Annotated in this window: 10 protein-coding genes and 1 pseudogene; 2 read left to right on the top strand and 9 right to left on the bottom strand. The window is 61.8% G+C overall.

The window, feature by feature from the left end:
- The first annotated feature begins 218 nt into the window (after positions 1-218).
- On the top strand, positions 219-521 hold the full coding sequence (locus EKD05_RS26555; protein WP_129677664.1) for a hypothetical protein: 303 nt from the start codon (positions 219-221) through the stop codon (positions 519-521).
- 162 nt (positions 522-683) lie between these two features.
- On the opposite strand, the gene EKD05_RS23230 is transcribed toward EKD05_RS26555, so the two are convergent.
- The 9 genes and pseudogenes from EKD05_RS23230 to EKD05_RS23185 all read right to left on the bottom strand — a co-directional run bounded on the left by EKD05_RS23230 (position 684) and on the right by EKD05_RS23185 (position 17,956).
- Positions 684-2,048, bottom strand: a complete 1,365-nt coding sequence (locus EKD05_RS23230; protein WP_129677661.1) for a hypothetical protein — start codon at positions 2,046-2,048, stop codon at positions 684-686.
- A gap of 12 nt (positions 2,049-2,060) precedes the next feature.
- Positions 2,061-2,333 (bottom strand): PIN domain-containing protein, encoded by a 273-nt coding sequence (locus EKD05_RS23225; protein ID WP_129677659.1) that lies wholly within the window; start codon positions 2,331-2,333, stop codon positions 2,061-2,063.
- Positions 2,324-2,590, bottom strand: a complete 267-nt coding sequence (locus EKD05_RS23220; protein WP_129677657.1) for a hypothetical protein — start codon at positions 2,588-2,590, stop codon at positions 2,324-2,326. The genes EKD05_RS23225 and EKD05_RS23220 overlap by 10 nt, the downstream gene beginning before the upstream one ends.
- Positions 2,591-3,493: 903 nt before the next feature.
- Positions 3,494-3,856, bottom strand: coding sequence for a hypothetical protein (locus EKD05_RS23215; protein WP_129677655.1), 363 nt, complete (start codon positions 3,854-3,856; stop codon positions 3,494-3,496).
- Positions 3,857-3,982: 126 nt separating this feature from the next.
- Complete coding sequence (locus EKD05_RS23210) at positions 3,983-7,927, bottom strand: tetratricopeptide repeat protein (protein WP_129677652.1); 3,945 nt, start codon at positions 7,925-7,927, stop codon at positions 3,983-3,985.
- Between the two features lie 301 nt (positions 7,928-8,228).
- Positions 8,229-11,087, bottom strand: a complete 2,859-nt coding sequence (locus tag EKD05_RS23205; RefSeq protein WP_129677650.1) for an ATP-binding protein — start codon at positions 11,085-11,087, stop codon at positions 8,229-8,231.
- Positions 11,088-13,471: 2,384 nt separating this feature from the next.
- Positions 13,472-13,789: a four helix bundle protein gene (locus tag EKD05_RS27330; protein ID WP_370374935.1), complete on the bottom strand. Its 318-nt coding sequence runs from the start codon at positions 13,787-13,789 to the stop codon at positions 13,472-13,474.
- 400 nt (positions 13,790-14,189) lie between these two features.
- Positions 14,190-14,447, bottom strand: a pseudogene (locus tag EKD05_RS27325) (DUF1156 domain-containing protein); the annotation flags it as partial.
- Entirely contained in the window at positions 14,444-17,956 is a 3,513-nt protein-coding gene (locus EKD05_RS23185) for a helicase-related protein (protein WP_129677648.1), read from the bottom strand. The gene EKD05_RS23185 and the pseudogene EKD05_RS27325, both read right to left, overlap by 4 nt.
- Before the next feature lie 987 nt (positions 17,957-18,943).
- Between EKD05_RS23185 and EKD05_RS23180 the strand changes: the two genes are divergently transcribed.
- Positions 18,944-19,174, top strand: coding sequence for a hypothetical protein (locus EKD05_RS23180; RefSeq protein ID WP_129677646.1), 231 nt, complete (start codon positions 18,944-18,946; stop codon positions 19,172-19,174).
- Positions 19,175-19,335: the final 161 nt, after the last annotated feature.

Here is a 19,335-nt window from a genome sequence, read left to right as displayed (position 1 = left end):
TTCCGCCAGATGGAGATTCGCGACGGCACGATTGCCTGGCCCAACGGGGCCGATATCGACCCGAATGTGCTCTATTACCCTGAGTTGCACCCGGCGGCGTGGGCGCACGAGCAGACTCCGTCGCCCTGACGGGGTTGTTTGCCTCTGCGTGCCCGTGCTGAAGACCCTGACGGAATTGCTGACGCGCCGTCGGGGTTTTACGTTGCTTCCATATCCGCATGCCCGTGCTGGCCCTGCCTGCGGCCTGTCGCCGCTACTGCGAAGTGCTCGTGGTCGGCATTAGGGCAATGGCATCTTCGGTTGGTGCGGGTCGCGAGACCGGTGGATCCCCCCTCGCCGCCGCTCCCGTCGGCGTCAACGCCTCGGTTACGCAGGGCCAAGCCGACCTTTGTCGGCTCGATCAGGCCACGCAGGTGGCCTTCGCTCCCCACGAGCCGAGCCGTTCACGGCCACGGCAAGAAGATGCAATCGCCCTATGGTCGGCATCGTGCGATCAGGCTGGCGCAGCGGCGCGGAACTGAAGGAACGCGCCCGCCTAGCTGACCGGTGAGCTGCTAGAGCCGACGCAGCAAGACGCCCCGCGCTCTGCCATCCCATTGATCGCCCGTCGCCAGAGGTTGCGGATGAAGATGATCGGGAGGCTGAACATGAGGACTCCGAAGCGGTACGCTTCACTCCTGGCCTTACGCATCAGCAAGCAGCAGATCGGCTACGTCGTAACAATGGTAGCGTGCGTACAGGTTGGTGCGTTTGCGCATCAGGTGTAGGTTGAGCAGCCGCGCCGCATACTGGACACCAGGATCGGCGATGAGCCACTCAAGCTGATCGAGGCCATCAACCATCAACCGCAGTTGATCGTGGCCTGCTGCCTCATAGTTCGACGGCTCAAAACTCGCCTCGGGATGAGCCGCCTCGAATTGTCCAGGCTGGGCGTACATCTCGTTAAACCCCTTCATTGAGACGTTCAGAAATGCCCAGAGCAGCCTCGGATCTTCCTTGAAATACCCCACGACAAACATCTCCATCACATTGATGTTGAAGCAAGCCAAGCGCGGCGAGGTGCTAATGTTCGTCGAAGGCAGACAACTGATACTCCAGTAGGCGGGTTCGGTCGCGGCAGGACGGGGAATACAGTGCGCAAGATACGTGCGCCAACAGGCGATCAGCCGGTCGGCGTCGGGGCGTTGCTGCAGCCGCTTGAGTTTGCGCACCTGTTTCATGCGCTGTTCAGGACTCACCGGCGGGCGCACGCCATGATCGAGATCAAGCGGGTTGGCAAGCCACCGTTGCTGCGCATCGGGGGTGATCAGGTCGTCAAACGGCGAGGATTGGTGCGTAATGCTGGCATGCACGATATTGAGCAACGGAAAGCCTTGGAGTTCGAGAATCTGGATTGTCTCTTGCTCGCGGAGATCAAGCTCGGCTTGGTTGGCCCGCAACTTGAGCAGGCTCACCGCGTGGAGATCGGGATAGATCCGGCGGTGCGCAGCGAGGCGTGCAGGCAAATTGACCGATTGACCGACATAGTAGCGGTCGTCAGCCAAATGCAAGACATAGAGGCCACTCTTCCACGCTGGGACGAAATTGGTTGTGGGCGGATGGAAGCCCAAAGCGGCGAGAATCTCACCGAGATCTTCGACGGCAAAAGCCGCAGTGCAGCGCCGGATCGCAGCCGCCCATTCGGGCCAGTGCGTATCGGCATCAATGATGCCGAGTTCACCGAGCAAGACTGGCGCATCGGGGAGGCACAACTCCCAGAGATTATCCTCAATGATCGGCCCCTCGACCAGCAGGGTAACGTCGTCCTGATCCACCGGATCAGTCCAGACCGCGACCTCCCAGGGGTAATAGTCGAGCGTCGGCAACGGAATGCTCAGGTTGCCATGCTCATCAACATCAACCACAACCGGTGCAGCGAGGCGATACACAGCTTGATCAAGCGGATCATAGATTAGGCCAGCAAACGTCCAGTAGCCCTCACCAGATTCATCGGCCTCCAGTAACGCATAGGCTTCACTCGGGTGCAGATTGCGATAGATGTGTGTCATGCGGGTTGCTCCTTAGGTCAGAATGCGGTAGATGCGAGCATAGTACTGGGCCGTGCGATCATCAATCGGACGGATACTGACGCGGGGCGAGGCGAGGAACTGCTGCAACTCAGCACGATTTTGCGCCTCGCGAGAACCCATCGCAAACCCAGCCAGTAATTCTCCAATGACGATGCTACTCAGCGTGAGGACTGGCGCACGCTGGATGATCTCCAATGCCTCGGCCTGTCCAAGCTTGAATGCCGTGTAGGCATTCGTATCCAACATGACGGTGATCACTGCCATAGGGTCGGATCCAGTTGATTCATGTCGTCAAGCGCCTGCTGAAACACCACCGCATCAGCGGCACTCCACGTTCCAGCTAGGGCATCAAGGTCGTGGTAGCGTTGGGCCGTACTGTGGCGCCGTGCTACTTCCATCCCTTGCACCAAAAGCCACCGCACAATGGCTTCGACTGATTGTCCAGTCCGTTGTGCCTCACCTTCGATCCATTCCGTCACCGCCTGGTCGAGGTGGGTAATCGTTACTGATTGATCGATCATCTGGCTCCTCACATGCGTTAGACAAGGTTTCAGGGAGCTTTACAGTTTACGCTCATCGTAGTGCCGACTTCAACGCTTGGTGTGAGATCGTTTTTGCCGCACTGGGACGCCGCCGAAAAATGCATATGTCGCCCGATTGCGATGCGGAGGCTACGCGTGTACCGCATCCTGATGCAAAACCGTGTACGAGAACTCACACCAAGCGTTTCAGTCGGCTTCCGGCTCAGCCGACTGAAGTCGGCACTACCGTCGAGTGTAACGCTGATCCGGCCCTTCTGAAACCATGCCTTAGTCGAAAAACCGCTCGTCAAAAGGCGATCAAGTTACCTTCATTTTAGCATACCGCCTGGCAGCTTCGTAGACGACGTCACCTACCTCGCAGGGCTGATGCAACGTCATTTCGATTGTCCGCAGATGACGCAGATGACGCAGATTACAGCTTTCGCATCTGCGTCATCTGCGGACGTTATCTAACCCTACTGGGACGTTGTGTCAAGGCCGCGCCGCCCGTACGGGCACGGCGGCGCGGGGCACGGCACCGCCGTGCCCGTACGGGGCGGCGCGGCGGCACGGCGCCGGGTCGGGGCACGGCGCCGCCGGGCCCGTACGGGGGGCGTGCCGTGCCCGTGGGATGTCGCCGGGCGCGGTCGATCCCGCAGCGGATCGTGCCATACCCACGGGAGGGCGCAGCAGCCATGAGGCGGGCGGTGTGGTTGATGGGGGGGGCGTGTGGGCTGCTGCGCCCCTACGCCGGGCGGGGTGGCCCCATCCATGCCCGTGGGATGCCGCCGGGCGGCGCGGGGCACGGCAGCGCGGGGCACGGCACCGCCGGGCCCGTACGGGGCGGCGCGGCGGCACGGCACCGGGTCGGGGCACGGCGCCGCCGGGCCCGTACGGTCTCGTTTAGCTACGTCGTCGAACAACAAGCAGCGGGCTGCCATCGCGGTTCGTTAGCTGGATTACCTCGATGGGCGGCTCTTCTGCCGCTGCCGATGGTGCGGGTTGGGTCGGTTCGGCGATGGGCTGTGCAGGGTGCTTGGTCGTGAAGATGTCGTTCACGATCTGCTGGATCCCACTCGCCACGAGCGTGCCACCAATCGTCATCACGGTGATAACGATCATTTCGAGGAGCCCCGCATCATAGGATGATGCCGGGGCGGGCTCCAGGCGGGCCGGGGTCACGCCGTGTGATCCGGTGTTCCAGGCTGCGGCGATCTGCGCTGGCGTGATGCCGAGATCCTTGTCAACGATAATCTGGATATCCATCTGGTGTTCCCCTCAGGCAAGGTTTCATGCTCCGCATCGGTCGTGCTGCCAGGGCGCATTGGAACGCCATACGCGGCAATCGGCAATCCAAAATCTGAAATCTGAAATCTGAAATCTGAAATGGTATCACACGTTGGGCTCTGTGCCGCCCTGCTGATCCGGCTCATCCGTGGGTGCCGCAGCCTGAAGCTGCTGCTCGGCCTCCGCCACGCTCACGCCGAGCACCTGCGCCACCGCTGCCGCCAGCGTGGCATCGCCGCCCGCCGCCCGTAGCCGGGCCAGGCTGCGCAGCGCGATGCCCAGGCTGTGCTGGTCGCTGTACTCGCCGAAGATCGCCAGGGCCTGGAGCAGGTGCTGCTGGGCCTGGGCAAGCTGCCCTTGCGCTTCGGCGAGCAGGCCGAGCTGTCCGTAGATGCCCGCCTGCGCGTAGCGGTCGTTGAACTCAACGTAGATGGCGAGGGCCTGCTGGTAGCAGCCCTCGGCCTGGACCCACTGGCGCTGCGCCTGCGCGACCATGCCCAGGTGATGGTAGGTGCTGGCCTGGCCGGAGCGGTCGTTGAACTCAACGTAGATGGCGAGGGCCTGCTGGTAGAAGCGCTCGGCCTGGGCCCACTGGCGCTGCGCCTCGGCGAAGCGGCCCAGTTGATGATAGGTGCTGGCCTGCGCGTAGCGGTCGTTGAACTCGATTTTGAGGGCGAGGGCCTGCTGGTAGAAGCGCTCGGCCTGGGTCCACTGGCGCTGCGCCTGCGCGACGATGCCCAGTTGATGATAGGTGCTGGCCTGCGCGTAGCGGTCGTTGAACTCGATGAAAAGGGCGAGGGCCTGCTGGTAGAAGCGCTCGGCCTCGGCCCACTGGCGCTGCTCCTGCGCGACGATGCCCAGTTGATGGTAGGTGCGGGCCTGCGCGTAGCGGTCGTTGAACTCGATGAAGAGGGCGAGGGCCTGCTGGTAGAAGCGCTCGGCCTGGGCCCACTGGCGCTGCTCCTCGGCGACGCGACCCAGTTGATGGTAGGTGCCCGCCTGCGCGTAGCGGTCGTTGAACTCGATTTTGAGGGCGAGGGCCTGCTGGTAGAAGCGCTCGGCCTGGGCCCACTGGCGCTGCTCCTCGGCGACGCGACCCAGTTGATGGTAGGTGCTGGCCTGCGCGTAGCGGTCGTTGAACTCGATGAAGATGGCGAGGGCCTGCTGGTAGAAGCCCTCGGCCTGGGCCCACTGGCGCTGCGCCTGCGCGACGATGCCCAGGTGATGGTAGGGTGTCGCTCTCCATCGTTTACGCTGCGGTTCAGACGCTGGGCTGCCCGACAGCGTTGATTGCAAGGCTGCTTGATAGGCTTGCTCCGCTTGAGCAAACTGTTTTGTGTCCATGTATCGCCGACCAAGATCTCCAGTTACGCGCATCAGAAAGAAGCCATCCTCACCCTGGAGCCGCTCGGCTGGGTAGCGGGCCAACGCCTGGCGTGCTCGCTCGCCGACCGTGATACCGCGCTGATGCTCCTGCGTGATGTCCCAGAATTCGTCGAGCGCGACATAGATCCCGGTAAGCGACAGTTGGTGGCTCAGGGCCGTCTCCAGGGCGGCGAGCAGGTTCTCGTACTCCAGACTGGCCAGAGTAGCGCCCACCAGGCGCTGCTGTGGCTCCTTCGCCATAAGCAGTTGGTTCATTTCCGCACCGCGTTGTTGGTACAGGGCTACGAAGGCGAGCGCGATCGCCTCGCTCACGTCCTGCTGCGCCGCTTCCGCGAGACGATGGCGCAGGAAGTAGGGCAGCGTCGGCTGGATGCGCAGGAAGCCCTGGGCCTGCGGGTGCGGCGCGAGCAGGCCCCAGGCCACCGCCGCTTGCACCACCTCGGGCAGCCGGTCGAGTGGCAGCCCGGCCAGGGTCGGCTGTTGCTTCAGCTCCGCGATGTAGCGGCCCAGCGTGTTGGTGAAGATTACGCCGACAAAGGGCGCAAGGCAGGTCAGCAGGGTTTGCGCCTCTGGGTCGAGGTTGCTGAACGAGTAGTCAATGCAGCGCAGGATGCTGCGGGTTTTGTCCTGGGCGTCGGCGTTGGGATCAATCACGGCGTCACCGGCTTGCAGCGCCTCCAGGATCTCGACCGGAGGCTGGTGGGCCAGGTTGGGCAGCACCACCTCGAGGGCCAGCGGGAAGCCGCCAAGCAGCCCGATCAGCCGGGTCAGTTCTGCGGTGCCACGGTACTGCGCCCCGCCCTGGCGTTTGATGATCGCTTCGGCCAGGTCGCTGGCGGCCTCTGCATCGAGCCCGGGCAACTCGTAGCGGTTGTCGCCGAAGGTGCCGGGGGACAACCACTCCTCAGCCGCCCGCGAGCCAAGCAGCACCAGGGTCTGTCCGTCGGCCAGGGCGCCCAGGAGGCTGCGCAGCGCTGCCTGCTCGTCCTCGGGCAGGGTGTGGCGGATAGCCAGTTCGGCCCCGGTGATCGACTCGAGATTGTCGAGGATCAGCAGGTGGCGGGTGGACCGCAGCCTGGCCGTGATCAGCGCCTGCTGGTCCGCCGGACTCATGGGCTGGAAGTCGGTATACTCCTTTGAGGTCAGCAGTTTCTGGGCGATGGCGTCGAGGATCTGCTGGCGCGTCCAGGCCCGCTGGTCGTAGGCGAACGCGAAGACCTGGTCAACCAAGCCCGTGGTTTGCCACCAGGCACCCAGGTGGCGCAGCAGCGTGGTCTTGCCGGCCCCGCCCATCCCGCGCATCAGGAGGATGTTCTTGGTTCCGAGCAGGCGGCGCTCGATGGCGAGGATGTCCAGGTCGCGGCCAATGAAGCCGTAGGTCGGCGCGGCGACCTCGTAGCGTCGGCCCTGGCGCTCGTAGAAGGCTGCGTGCTCCTCGGAGCGCATCGGGGTGGGGTGCAGGCGCACCGGGGCGTTCTGGTAGACCACCGGCAGCAGCCAGTCCTCCAGTTCGATGACCTGGCTGAAGTAGGCCCGGCGGCGCTTGTCGGCGTGCAACTCGCTGCGCGCCCGGCGCACCGCCTGGGCAACGTCGGCCCCGGCAAAGAGTTGGCTGTAGAGGGTCTGCATGGCCCGTTCGGCCGCACTCACCGTGACCGAGTAGCCCATCGCCAGCACCAGCCGCACACCGGCCTGCATCAGCCGTGCGCCCAGGCTGGTCTCGCTGGCCCCCACCTGCTTGCCCGACTGGCAGGCGTTGAGGATGCCGATCGGGATCTGGTGGGTCTGCAAGAGAGCGGCAACCTCAGAGGCCTCCGCCGGGTCGGGCTTGCCCTCGGTTGCGCCTTCAAAGAAGAGGAAGGCCTTTTGGCCCGCATAGGGCTCTAGTGCGCCACGCCCGTAGCGTGTCCCGATGAAGGTGTGTGCGCTCAGGTCGCGGGCGGCCTGGTCGAAGCGGTCGAACTCGTCGTAGCGCAACAGGCCGCCGTGCAGGTCGAAGTGGATGATGTGGTAATACCCCGGGCCGTGGCGGTCGCGGGTGTCGTTCAGGTGGTGTACCAGCGCCTGGTAGCTCCCCGGGCGTACTAGGTCAATCTGCACAGGGAGCTTGCTCTGGTGCAGTAGCTCGACAAGGGGCCGGGCGATGGTGCGGTAGCCGACATCGCGGGCACCGCCGGGGCGGGCGGTGACCAGCAGCAGGTTGATCGTCGGGCCAGGGCGGGCCTCGGCGCGCAACGCTGGTGGGGCGTTCGTGCGGCGTACCATCGTCGCCTCCAGAGCCAGGTGCTTCTGGAGGGTCGGGTCGTAGAGGGCTTCCCAGTGCAGCGCATGGAACGCGGGCGAGCCTGCCACCTCAATCCGGATGTCGCCCAGGTTGGCCTGGCGCACCTGACTGTAGTGCGCGAAGGCGTTGCGGTCGGCGAAGATCTGGTCGAAGAGGTGCGTGCCGTACGTCTGGATGCTGCGGGCGGTCGTGGCGGCCAGGACGTAGTCGGTGAAGGGGAAGCGCAGCCACTGCTCGAAGTACCACTCCAAGAGGCGCTCCTCCTCCGGGTCGAAGGGGTCGCGCACCGTGACCGGGTACTCGCCCTGACCGTCGATGCTCAGCGTGGCGTTGGGGCCGTCGCCAGCATTGGTAATCTCGCGGATGAGAATGGTCGTCATCGTGTCTCCTTAGACAAGGATGTAGGAGCTAGAAAATAGGAAAGAGCCGAGCGCATCAGGCCGCGATAGAAGACGCCAAACCCTTTGCGCCTTTGCGTCAAATCATCAGAGAACTTACGTTCCACACTACTCAATAGTCTGTAACATAAGTTTCCCGGTAGCACCGCCGACCACGAATATGGGCTTTGTGACGCAATTATTCGTTTATTCGTGCCCCCATTCGTGGTCGGCGAACGACCCCAGAGAACTTACGTTCCACACTACTCAATACTGTTCAAAGCAGGCCTCACAGGTCTGTTCGTTACTCCCACGTCTTGTTCTTAAACCCCAGGTTCGCGGCATTCTCCGAGACAACCCGCTTGATCTGGTCAGAGACGCCAGCAGGGAAATCGGCCTTGATCTCTACGCTCACCTGGACCGATGCGAGCATGTCACTCGTTAGGTGGCTGATGATCTCGTCAGCGATTTCGACGAAGCGTGTCTTGGCGGTCGCTGCGTTCACTTCAACGGTGCCGATGAAGGTGTGGGCCTTTGCTTTGTCGTCGCTCGTTGGGGGCGTCGGCTTGCCCCATTCCCTCTCTTCTTGCATCTGTTTTTGTGGGTTGCCTGGGATCGGAGGATAGTCCGGGCCAGGGCCAGGCGGCTGCGGTGGTTCCGCTGGGGGCGCTGGCGCCTTCGCGACTTCCTCAGCAGCTCGGGCTGCCTCGTACTGCGCCGCTGCCGTCGGTTCGATCAGCAGCAGCGTGGGATCCACCTGAATGTTGGCGTTGCCGAGTTTGAAGCCCGCAAAGACGCCGTCGCTTTGTCCGTAGGCGGTACCGAAAAAGTCGCGGCTGGCCGCCCCTTTGAGGATGGCCTGCTCTAAGACGCTGCGCGTTCGTAAGCGCGGGAGGTACAGGTAGCGCAGGCTGTCTTCCCAGAAGGCAAGCGCCGCGACGCTCGCTTTGTCAGGCTTCCAGTACAGGGCGTGTAGCTTTGTCCGTAGGTGGATGGGCGACCAGGCGCTGATCACGAGTTCGTTATCCACACAGATGCGCTCGATTTCGCTGCCCAATGATGCGCTGCTGGTGTTGAGCGGGAAGGCCTCGACGGATGGGCGCGGATCGGTGGGCGTGTGCTGTACCGGGCAGAGCAGCCAGCGGTAGCATTCACGGGCGACCCGTGGCAGCACGTCCTCAGCGGTCTGGAGCTCTTTCTCGGCCTGCCGCTTTTGGAGTTGATCAATGTTTAAGCGCCCGCTCTTCACGTCATCAACAATCGAGGCCCAGGCGAGCGCGATCCTGATGCAGTCGCGGAGCCGCACCAACGAGCCGTGGTCGGGGGCGAGGAAGATGAGCCGGTTGCTCCGGTAACGCGGCTTGAGGCCGTGGTTCCGGAGGTAGTCCAGCACTGCATCAACCCCCTGGCGCGTCTCTTCACGGGAGTAGAACTGTTCAGGCAGCAGCAGGACGAGCCGGAGCGCACTGTCGTCGGGTACATCTGCGTGGGGGGTGAAGACGTGCGTGCCATCAAAAAAAGTGATCCCGTTGGTCAGCTTCTTGAGCACACTGTCCAGTTTTCCTCGGACGTCGCTCTTGTCGTCAAAGCGTTTTTTGCGTTCCTCCATCTCGCGGCGGAGGTTGGCCCGTGTGTCGAACCAGAAGAGCGTCGTGTCCTGCGCCTTGTCGCCCGAGCTGTTGAGGTAGTGCAGCCGATCCACCAGGCGGTTCAGGGCATCCGAGTAGGTCGAGGCGGTCTGGCCTGGCTGGAGGCAGCCCAGGATGATCCGCGCCCGGTCGAGCCCGCGAATCCCTGGCTTGGTCGAACCTGAGGAGGGTGCGCTGCCAAGGAAGAGCGTGCGGGCCACTCGGCGGGCGGCGTTCACGGCACCAAAGCGCGGTTCTTTGCTCTCGAGATCGGTCGTCTCAGCCCGGTCGCCGTCAATGTCTTTTTCGATCACGGGATCCCATCCCGCAGGGAGGTAGTAGGTCAGTTCATTGCGTGCGCTGCCGTCGTAGAGCGGCAGACTGCCGGGGAGGATGAGGTAATCCTTGTTGGCGTCCTTCCACAGCCGGTAGATCACCTTGGCCATCAGTTTGAGTACGCCGCGCGTGCGCTGGAAGCCGTCAATCGTCGTCCAGTCTTCGTAGAGCCGGTCGAAGACTTCCGGGTGGATGGGATACGCCTGAACCAGCCGGTCGAAGTAGCGCGTCTCCTGGGTTTCGCTGGGCAGCCGGGTGCCCTCGGCGAGATAGGCGTCGGTGAAGGCACGACAGACCACGTCGCGGGCATGGGCGTCGCTCACCGGCTCGAACAAGCGCCGACGGACAATCTCGAAGGCTTCTTCCGTCGCGACGGGCTTCCAGAGCGCCTGCACCCGACCGAAGGTCTTTTCGAGTGCGCGCAACGCAGATACCCCTCGCTGGCTGCCAGCCTCGATCTCTGACTCAGGCAAGGAGGCGAGCAGGATGGCATTGGGCACGAGCTTGCATGCTTCGGTGAGCGCCTGAACGAAGGAGAGGTTGCTGTCGAAACTACCGCCACTGAGGGGCTGGCCCTCCTGGAATTGCCGAATGTAGGCGACCAGTTCGTCAATCAGCACCACGCAGGGGGCATACTGCGCTAACAGCGTCTTGAGCAGATCCTTCCCAGGTGAGGTGCCCGTGGCATCCGCCTCTTGCACCAGGGCGAGCCCTTCGGCACCACCGAGTTGCCATGCGAGTTCGCCCCAGAGGGTACAGATGCGCTGGTTGCTATGAAACCACGGTTGGCCAGGCGCGTGGGCGTTGCCATCAAGCACGGCAACGCGGGCCTGCGGTACGTCCATCAGACCTGCCTGGTCGATGAGATCCGGGATGCCCACCAGGTCGCTCAAGTTCTTTGCCCGGGTGGCAAGGTGGTAGACCGCGAGCATGGTGTGCGTCTTGCCGCCACCAAAAGCGGTTTGCAGTTGGATCACTGGCTCGCCGCCTCGTCCGTTCAGCCGTTGGGCGACTTGGATCAGGAGCAGGCGCATGCCTTCGGTGATGAACGTGCGTTGGAAGAACGCGGCAGCGTCCTGGTACTCCCGGGAGGCTTTGCCAGAGCGGACAGCGGTAATGTCCGCAGCGAACTCGGATTGCTGGAAGGTTCCCTCAAGCACATCCGGGTGAGGGATGGCTACTTCGCGCCAGGGTTTCATCGTATTGCTCCCATTGCTGAGCGATCAGTCAAAGAGTCGCGATTGGGTCGGCTTCGTCGGTGCATCAGCGGCGGCAAGCTCGATGCCGCTCCAACTGGTGATCAGTTCGTTGTAGGCGCGGGCGTCATCGGCCCAGCCCTGACGCTCGCAGAGCGTGTAGAGGCGATACGCGAGTTGCCGTGCGGCCTCGCTTTTGCCGCGCACATTGGCGAGGATGCCGCCCGCCCCAGCGTCGCCGTCCTGCTTGAGGGCGCGAATGAGGTGGTGCAGGGTCTCCCAGACCGGGGCACGCGTATCGCTCTGCGGGTTCCAATGCTGCGGGTACTCTGACCACTTCCGCAGGCGCACGATACCGCCCCCAGACTCGATCACGCCCGCGTCGCGCATGCCATCAACACTGGTGCCCTTCGCACGCGAGAGCGTATCGGCAACGCCAAAGCGCCCCTCGCCCCAGCCGTGTTGCTCGAACCAGTGCAGGCAGAACTGCGTATCAGGGTCGAACTCGTCCTCGGCCAGGAAGCGGTTGATCAGCTGCAGCGCGGTGCGGACGCTCATTGGTGTGCCGTCCGCCTCAAGCACGGCGGCATACTTGGAGAAGACCGCCATGCCGGGACCGATAATGGCCTGAGAGAGATCCACCGGCGCAACGGGCGAGCGGTCGTCACCCGCCCCTCGGGTCATCTCGTCGAGCGCTTCGGGTAGCACCGCGTTCAGCTCGCGCAGAAACTCGCGGCGCGAGATAGTGGGCGCGTCAGCGGAGCGCTTGCGGCAGACGAGGACGATGCTGGAGGCGAGGGCGTTGGTACCTAATGCAATCATGCGTCCTGAACCTTCTGTACGCATCGGCCAGGTGCCACTAATAGCAAAGCCGGCACAAATTACTGCATCAAGAAACGTCTCCCAGCCAGTACTGCCAGTGCCATCAGTGTAACTTGTTTCAGATTGTTTGAAAGCGTAATAAATCGTCACAGGAAAGCCAGGATGAGCTTGCTCTACGAGACGCCGCATAGCCCGAGTCATTCCCTCGAGGAAAAACTTCTCTGCGCTTTCTTTTCCACCATGGCGATAGGGTGTAGCGACTAACTCTTCCGCTTTGGGTACGGCAATCGTGGCAAAGAGATCGGGGAAGATCGGGCGCAGTGTGCGCCGCAGCCAGACATAGAAGAAGTCAGAGAGATCAGCGTAGCCAATATTGTCATAGTAAGGAGGATCAGTAGACACTAATTTGCCGAGGGCAATTTCCTGCGAAGAAGCATCATTTTGTGAAGCAATTGATGTTGGGGTAGCTGGGAACGTGGCGATTGCCATTGCGCCTTTATCGAGTGCTGTTGCAAGGCTTCCTCCAACATCGGCAAACGTGTTAGCCTCGGCAAAATCCCAAACCATTGGAATTGCCTGGCGAGCGAACGTTTCACGAAATGCACCACGATCACTCATCCATGAGGCAATTGACGAGCCGATATTGGTAATCTTTGAAACCGCTAACGCCAAATACACCCCCACTGCCTCCGCATACGCCGTCGCGCCGTTGCCGCACGCATCGATTCCACGCCTATCATCGCACATCCCGGTCGCCAGCGCATCGCGCCGCACCCGCTCACGCGCCTCGCCCACCAGGTCGGCAAAGGTGTTCAGCGTGACAAGTTGGCGCGGGGTAAAAAGCTCTCCGTAGGTAGTGAGGCCATAGCTGAATGTCCAGAAGTTTCGATGATCATCGGGGAGTGGTAGATCAGGCTTCCATGTAGGTTCCGCTTGAGCAGCAATGGCTTCCATTTCTAGTGTTGGTGCAATGTACACACGACCACGTATTCCCTCAGCAACAATAGCCATCATTTTTGTACTCATGCGGCCAGCGCAACCTTCAGCTTTAATATAATCACTTTCGATGGCTACATTTGACATGAGGCAACGAAAGTTGGCTCCACGGGCTAACTTAGTGCCATTTTTTGCCTCTGCAGGTGGCTTGCCTATCTTCACCGTAAAGTGGTATCTACCGTTCTCAATAATGGGCTCAACATATGCTTCTTTACCCGTCTTGCTGGAGAGGAGAAAAGTAGAAGCTAGCGGCACATCCACATGCGAAAAGGCCGGATTCGGACTCTTGACCGTACGCGCCCAGAGCCAGGCAATGACGGTGAGCTTCTTGCCAACTAAGGGCTTCAAGTCTGGCCGTTCGCGGGCCATCTCGGCAGTGATCTCGATAGGCGGGTACAGGTGTCCAATGCGCTTCTGCGCTTCATCACGCATCCACTGTCCATAGTACCGCACGTCCTCAGCCAAGCCCTGAGCACCTTTGTAGGAAGAAGATAGAGAAGATAGAAAAGAGGAAGTAGTAGGAGTCTGGTGTAGCACTGTACTATTTTCTCTTTCCTTCTTCCTACTTCCTACTCCGCCCGTCGTTGTCGCCGCATTGAGGTCAGCATCCGCCCCACCTCGCTCATCAAGCCACGTAAGATCTCGGTCTCCTGTTCTGGAAACCAGCCCAGATCTTGGCACAGGATGAGCAGGGTCTCCACTTCCGCCAGTGATCCCTGTGCGATCGCCAGAAATTGCGCCTTCTCTTTGTCCGACTCCCGTGCCCAGCCCTCCGCAATGTTCGCCGGAATCGATACCGCCGCTCGGGTGATCTGCGATCGCATCCCGTAGGTCTCCTCGCGTGGCAGGAGCGACACCAGGCGGTAGACCTCCCGCGTGGCTGCCATCGCCTTCTGCCATACGATCAGTTCCTTGAAATGCATCAACCCCTCCCCTATTTTCTCTTTCCTTCTTCCTACTTTCTGGATTGACCGGAGCCATCCCCGCAAACTTCGGCGGAATTTCGATCATTGCTTTGTTGATCAGCACCGCCACCGGATTGAGGTCACTAGCGTAGGCTTCCAAGCCCAGCCTCTGAGCCTCGAGCGGGATCGCCCCTCCCCCCGCGAATGGGTCGTGCAGCGCGGGGAGTTTCTCGGGGTTGAAGAGTTCGGCAGCCTGCGGGTGATCCTTGTTCAGTTCGCAGACTTCGCGCCACGAGCGGCGGATCTCAGCGCGGGCACGCTCCAGTACCTCCTCGTTCGTTGTATTTTCCCACAGCACGAGATCTTCGATGATCTTGAACAGACGTTTGCGTTCTTCGGCGGCAGCCTTCTTATTCATGCCGTACTTGAACCCGTTACCCTGCTGGTAGCCCGGATCGTTCACGAGTTGGGCGAAAATGACCGCTCGCGCCGCCGCCAGCGGACGCCGCGCCCACCACAGGTGCAGCGTACTGGGATGCCCGTGCCGGATGGACTTCTCCCGTGCCGCCGCCGCATTGATCGCATCAAGCGGGAGCGCGACTTCAATCAGTTTGCGGGGTGATTTGACGGGAGGGGTCATGGGGTGGTCGCTCCTCTGTTCAGCAAGGCACGCAGGTCAAAGTTGATCGACGCGACACCCCAGCCCGGCTCCTGATCGAACGGTTTCCGCAGGTAGTAGGGGCCGTCAACGGTGTCATCTTCGTTCACGAACACGATAGCCAGGACGAACTTGTCAGCTTGGTTCAGCGCATAGAGGATCTCGTTGCGGGTGATCGTCACGGTGCGCGCCCCCTTGACCCGCCCCTTCACCTCGATGTGCCGCACCTCGGGTTGTTTGCCCTGCGTCGCTGGTGGGTAAGAGGTGAGATCCCAGCCGCACTGCTGTGCCGCTACATCAACCACGCAGCAGCCAGCCGCTTCCTCAACTCGCCGCACGGCGTCCATCGCCAGGCGCTCAATGCGGGCGCGGGCGGCCGCATCAGCCGCAAACGTCGCCACCGCATCAGGCGTGGTCTCACCGCGCAGGCCGCGCAGCAACCCAACTGGGATGACCAGCGCACCGCCGAGCGCCACCGGCGTGGCCGAAGTGACGTGACGCATGGCTTGAAGCTCGTGCTTGCGGTTGTCGAGCCGGCCCGCAAGGTCATGAATCGTGCGATGGGCGTTTTCTAGCGGCAACCGCACATCCTTGCCCGCTTCCAGGTCTTCCTTGAGCTTGAGCCAGCGGTCCGACCAGAAGGCAATCTCTTTGGTCAGGCGCTCGTGAACCGCCGCGAGCACCTTGTCCACGTAGGCGACGTGCCGCCCCGCGATCTCGCGCATGTGGTCTGGCACCAGGGTGGCGGCGGCCAGCGCGAGCGCACGCTGCTCTTGGTCAACCCGAATCCAGGGCTCGGCAAGCACCGGGTCGAGCAGGGCCCGGTCGTCTGGGCCGATTGGCTCGAGATCAAGGTGCGGCGCCCAGCCAGCGAAGGTGGCTGAGCCATCCGGCGCGACGCGCACAAACTGCAGGCGCTTGGACAGCACCTGACCGTCGCCGGACTTGATCGCGTGCGTGAGCAGAAAGAGCAGACTCGGCGTCGCCCCGTCATCCGCTGGGTCGAGCAGGACAGCCCCCTGGCGCAGCAGGTTGCCATGCTGCGTGAGCAGCAGGTCACTGAGCGCCAGCATCAGCGGGTGACCAGGATGGAGCAAGACGGCACGGGAGATGCCCGGACGATCCAGCGGCTGCATGGCCTCTTTCGTGAAGCAGACGCGCTCGTACCGCTTGAGCACGGGTTCGGGCTCGCGATGGTTGCGCCCGGTGATCAGGCGGTCACGCTCCTGGATCGTGGCTGGGACGTGGGTGATCTCGAAGCGCTCCGCCTCACGCGGGTAGATCGAGCCGCCCAGCGCTTTGAACGCCTTCATGAAGAACGAACGGACAAAGTAGGGCTGGAGGCGGCGGGCCTCAGCCTTCTCCATCTCCTCGCGCACCGCGAAGATCCGCTCGGGGCTCATCGTCTCCTGGGCCAGCGCGTTGCGGTCGAGGATCGCACGCAGGTGCGCGTAGTCGAGGGCGCGCTCGATCCGCTGGCCGAGGCGGGCGCGTACCTCTGGCTGGTCGCCATAGCGGATGGCTTGCAGCAGGAGATCCTTGAGGCTGATATTCTCGAAGACCTCGCCGAGAATGTCGAAGACCCGGCCCTTGAGCGCATCGCTCTCGGCTTCGAGTTTCTGGAGGAGGCGATGGTAGACAGCGCCCTCACGCGTCTCCTTCGCGACCAAGTTCCACAGGTGACAGACCTCGTGCTGCCCGATCCGGTGGATGCGCCCGAAGCGCTGCTCAAGCCGGTTGGGGTTCCACGGCAGGTCATAGTTGACCATCAGGTTGGCGGTCTGCAGGTTGACGCCCTCACCCGCCGCATCGGTGGCGATGAGGACCCGCGTCTCAGGATCGGAACGAAAGAGGGTCTGGATGCGTTGGCGATCATCGCGGTGTGTGCCACCGTGAATGGTCACAATGGCCTCGCTTGTGCCGAGCACGCCCGCAATTCGCTGGTGCAGGTAATTCAGCGTGTCGCGGTGCTCCGAGAAGACGATGAGCTTGCGCTGGCGTCCAGCGGCGTCACGCATCTCGGGATGGTTCTGCAAGATCCGCGAGAGTTCGTCCCATTTCCGATCCTGCCCCGAAGCGACGACCGCTTTGGCCTGCTGCTCAAGCTGAGTGAGGATCGCGATCTCCTGCTCAAGCTCAGCCCTATTGCGCGACGCACTCGCCTGGTCAACCAGGGTTTCCTCAAGGTGCTCCTGCTCCTCGGCGGTGAGGTCGTCGTCATCCTCAGGGATCCCAGCGAGCGTCTCGGCGCGCACCGACTGACCATTGAGGCCAAACCGCTCCTCATCGAGCCGACGCTCCAAGCGCTCCTTGCGCCGCTTGAGGGATTGGAAGATCGCCTCGGGGCTGGAGGCGAGACGGCGCTGGAGCGAGGTCAGCGCGAAGCCCACCGAGCCTCGGCGGGCACCATCAAGCTGGTCGGCCTTGCCCATCTCCATCTGGACGTACTGGGTCACCGCCTCGTAGAGCGCATATTCCAGAGCCGAGAGCGTATAGTTGGCCGTGTAGGCCTTGCGCTCGGGGAAGAGCGGCGTACCGTCGAAGCGCACCATCTCCTCTTTGACCATGCGTCGCATCAGATCGGACACGTCAACTTTGTGGACACCGTCGCGGAACTTCCCGTAGAAGCGGTCAGCGTCGAGCAGCGAGAGGAAGAGCTGAAAGTCTTCCTCTTTGCCATTGTGTGGCGTAGCAGTCATCAGGAGCAAGTGCCGGGTATGCTGGCCGAGCTTCTCGGCGAAGTTGAAGCGCTTGGTGCGCGCAATCTCGCGCCCTGAAAAGTGCGCCGAGAGCTTATGGGCCTCGTCAAACACGACCAGATCCCATCCCGCACGACAGAGTTTCTCCTGGGCATCCTCATTGCGCGACATCTGATCGAGCCGCACAATCAAGTGATGGTGATCGGCAAAGGGATTCCCGCTCGGCGAGGCCTCCTCAAGGTCGCGCGTATAGACACGGAAATCCAGCCCAAATTTCTCAAAGAGTTCATCGCGCCACTGACCCACCAAGCTCCCGGGGGCAACGATGAGGATGCGTCGCGCATCGGCCCGCATCAGCAACTCACGGATGTAGAGACCGGCCATAATCGTCTTGCCCGCCCCAGGGTCATCGGCCAGCACATAGCGTAAGGGCTGGCGGGGGAGCATCGACTCATACACCGCCGTAATCTGATGGGGGAGCGGTTGGACATTCGAGGTATGCACCGCCATCATCGGGTCAAAGAGGAACGCAAGGTCAATGCGTTTGGCCTCAACAACGAGCTTGAAATCCTCACCGTTCCCATCAAACGACCAAGGGCGCTCGACGGTGGCGAGATCAATCGTCGCTTCATCATCGCGCCCGAGCAGGCGTTCCCTGATCGTGCCATCGGGAGTCTTGTACACGATCTGCACCGCGCCATCCCCAATAGACAGCACCGCCATCACGGTGGCAACCGCAGCGGGCTCGACCCCCATCAGCGACTGTCCAACGGTCAATGCTTCGAGGCGCATGAAAAGCTCCCTGGTATGACGGACGCGCCTTGGTTCGGGGTATAGTGAGCAGCAGTAACCCCTGACGACAATGGCAGCGGGGGCATGAGCGATGCCACATTATCTGAAAGCAAGTATAGCATATTTACATATGATAATGATGGTATTACCCAAGGAAATCAGGGAGCGTGCCGCACCAGGCTTCATGTTTTGACGCCAAGGCGCGAAGGCGCAAAGATCGAGATGATCCGTTGCGCCTCTGCGCCTCTGCGTTAAACCAAGCAGACACGAAGGGGATCCATGCCCCGCTGCTCTGCGGAAGCTGTCATCTGCGTCATCTGCGTCATCTGCGGACTTTATCTAACCCTCCTGGGACGTTGCATCAGCCCTACCCGCCCAGCGGTGAGGGATGCGCTGGTGCCCCGATGGTGCTATAGCTGCCACCGCTCAGGCGCATGCCAATGCGTGCGCTGCGCAACCTGACCCCGCTTCGGTGGGCGCGACGACTGGGCTGATCTATGCCTGCACCACATGCGGTGCCGTCTTCGCCAACGCAAACGCGGTGCATGCGCACGCCACGCAGTGCCCGGAAAGGAAGCGTGCCCCGTATGCCGCGCAGATCGAGCGGCTCCCCTAGCACCGAGCAACCCATGGCCCGTCGTCATCGCGGGGTCATCCGTACCTGAAAGGCCTACCAACTCACCTTTAGCACCGAGCAACCCATGGCCCGTCGTCATCGCGGGGTCATCCGTACCTGAAAGGCCTACCAACTCACCTTCTGGCTCCTGGTGGGCCTGCACCTGCTCGGACTGGCCGGGGTGGTCTGGGTGGTGATCAGCAAGACTACCGCTACACCCTTACGGTTCAAGTGAATGGCACTAAATTGGTCATGACATCTACCGTTTCATGTTGGGCTGATCTATGTGAAGCACACCTTTGGACAAAGCCTTACAGTCGCAGTACAATTCTGGCATCCACTAGTAAACAGCAGGCCTAGGGAGGGATCGAATGGCGTGGGTAGAAATCAAAGACTTACCCGCTGATTGGGAAAGTTTAGCTTCCGGGGAAGTTGAATCATTAGCCGAAACATGGTTTAATATATACCATGATTTAAAAGATACATCTCTACTTGATACTTTTAATGAACGTCTGCGTCGTGAATGGTCAATCGAGACTGGCATTATCGAACGCCTCTACACAATTGATAGCGGTACTATAGCAGTCCTAGATGGTTTGTAAACCAGGCGGCGATTTTGTGGTATCATCTCCCGGACGTACCGTGCTTACCCTGGGAGGATGACCGATGGAGACTGACCTGCACGCATTTCTCCAAACGACCACCGACGTACGCGAGTATCGACGCGCCATCGCGGTGCAGTTGGCGCTCCAGGGTACACCCT

The sequence above is a fragment of the Candidatus Chloroploca sp. Khr17 genome, assembly GCF_004138165.1.
In the GTDB taxonomy this organism is placed as follows: domain Bacteria; phylum Chloroflexota; class Chloroflexia; order Chloroflexales; family Chloroflexaceae; genus Chloroploca.
The sequence above is the reverse complement of the archived record's forward strand: the minus strand, read 5'-3'. Positions and strand labels throughout refer to the sequence as shown.

What these genes read in the sequence shown, in the direction of transcription:
- EKD05_RS23215 (WP_129677655.1), bottom strand. Translation starts at nt 3,856, where the DNA reads ATGGATATCCAGATTATCGTTGACAAGGATCTCGGCATCACGCCAGCG.
- EKD05_RS26555 (WP_129677664.1), top strand. Translation starts at nt 219, where the DNA reads ATGCCCGTGCTGGCCCTGCCTGCGGCCTGTCGCCGCTACTGCGAAGTG.
- EKD05_RS23225 (WP_129677659.1), bottom strand. Translation starts at nt 2,333, where the DNA reads ATGGCAGTGATCACCGTCATGTTGGATACGAATGCCTACACGGCATTC.
- EKD05_RS23205 (WP_129677650.1), bottom strand. Translation starts at nt 11,087, where the DNA reads ATGAAACCCTGGCGCGAAGTAGCCATCCCTCACCCGGATGTGCTTGAG.
- EKD05_RS27330 (WP_370374935.1), bottom strand. Translation starts at nt 13,789, where the DNA reads ATGGCAGCCACGCGGGAGGTCTACCGCCTGGTGTCGCTCCTGCCACGC.
- EKD05_RS23220 (WP_129677657.1), bottom strand. Translation starts at nt 2,590, where the DNA reads ATGATCGATCAATCAGTAACGATTACCCACCTCGACCAGGCGGTGACG.
- EKD05_RS23230 (WP_129677661.1), bottom strand. Translation starts at nt 2,048, where the DNA reads ATGACACACATCTATCGCAATCTGCACCCGAGTGAAGCCTATGCGTTA.
- EKD05_RS23180 (WP_129677646.1), top strand. Translation starts at nt 18,944, where the DNA reads ATGGCGTGGGTAGAAATCAAAGACTTACCCGCTGATTGGGAAAGTTTA.
- EKD05_RS23185 (WP_129677648.1), bottom strand. Translation starts at nt 17,956, where the DNA reads ATGCGCCTCGAAGCATTGACCGTTGGACAGTCGCTGATGGGGGTCGAG.
- EKD05_RS23210 (WP_129677652.1), bottom strand. Translation starts at nt 7,927, where the DNA reads ATGACGACCATTCTCATCCGCGAGATTACCAATGCTGGCGACGGCCCC.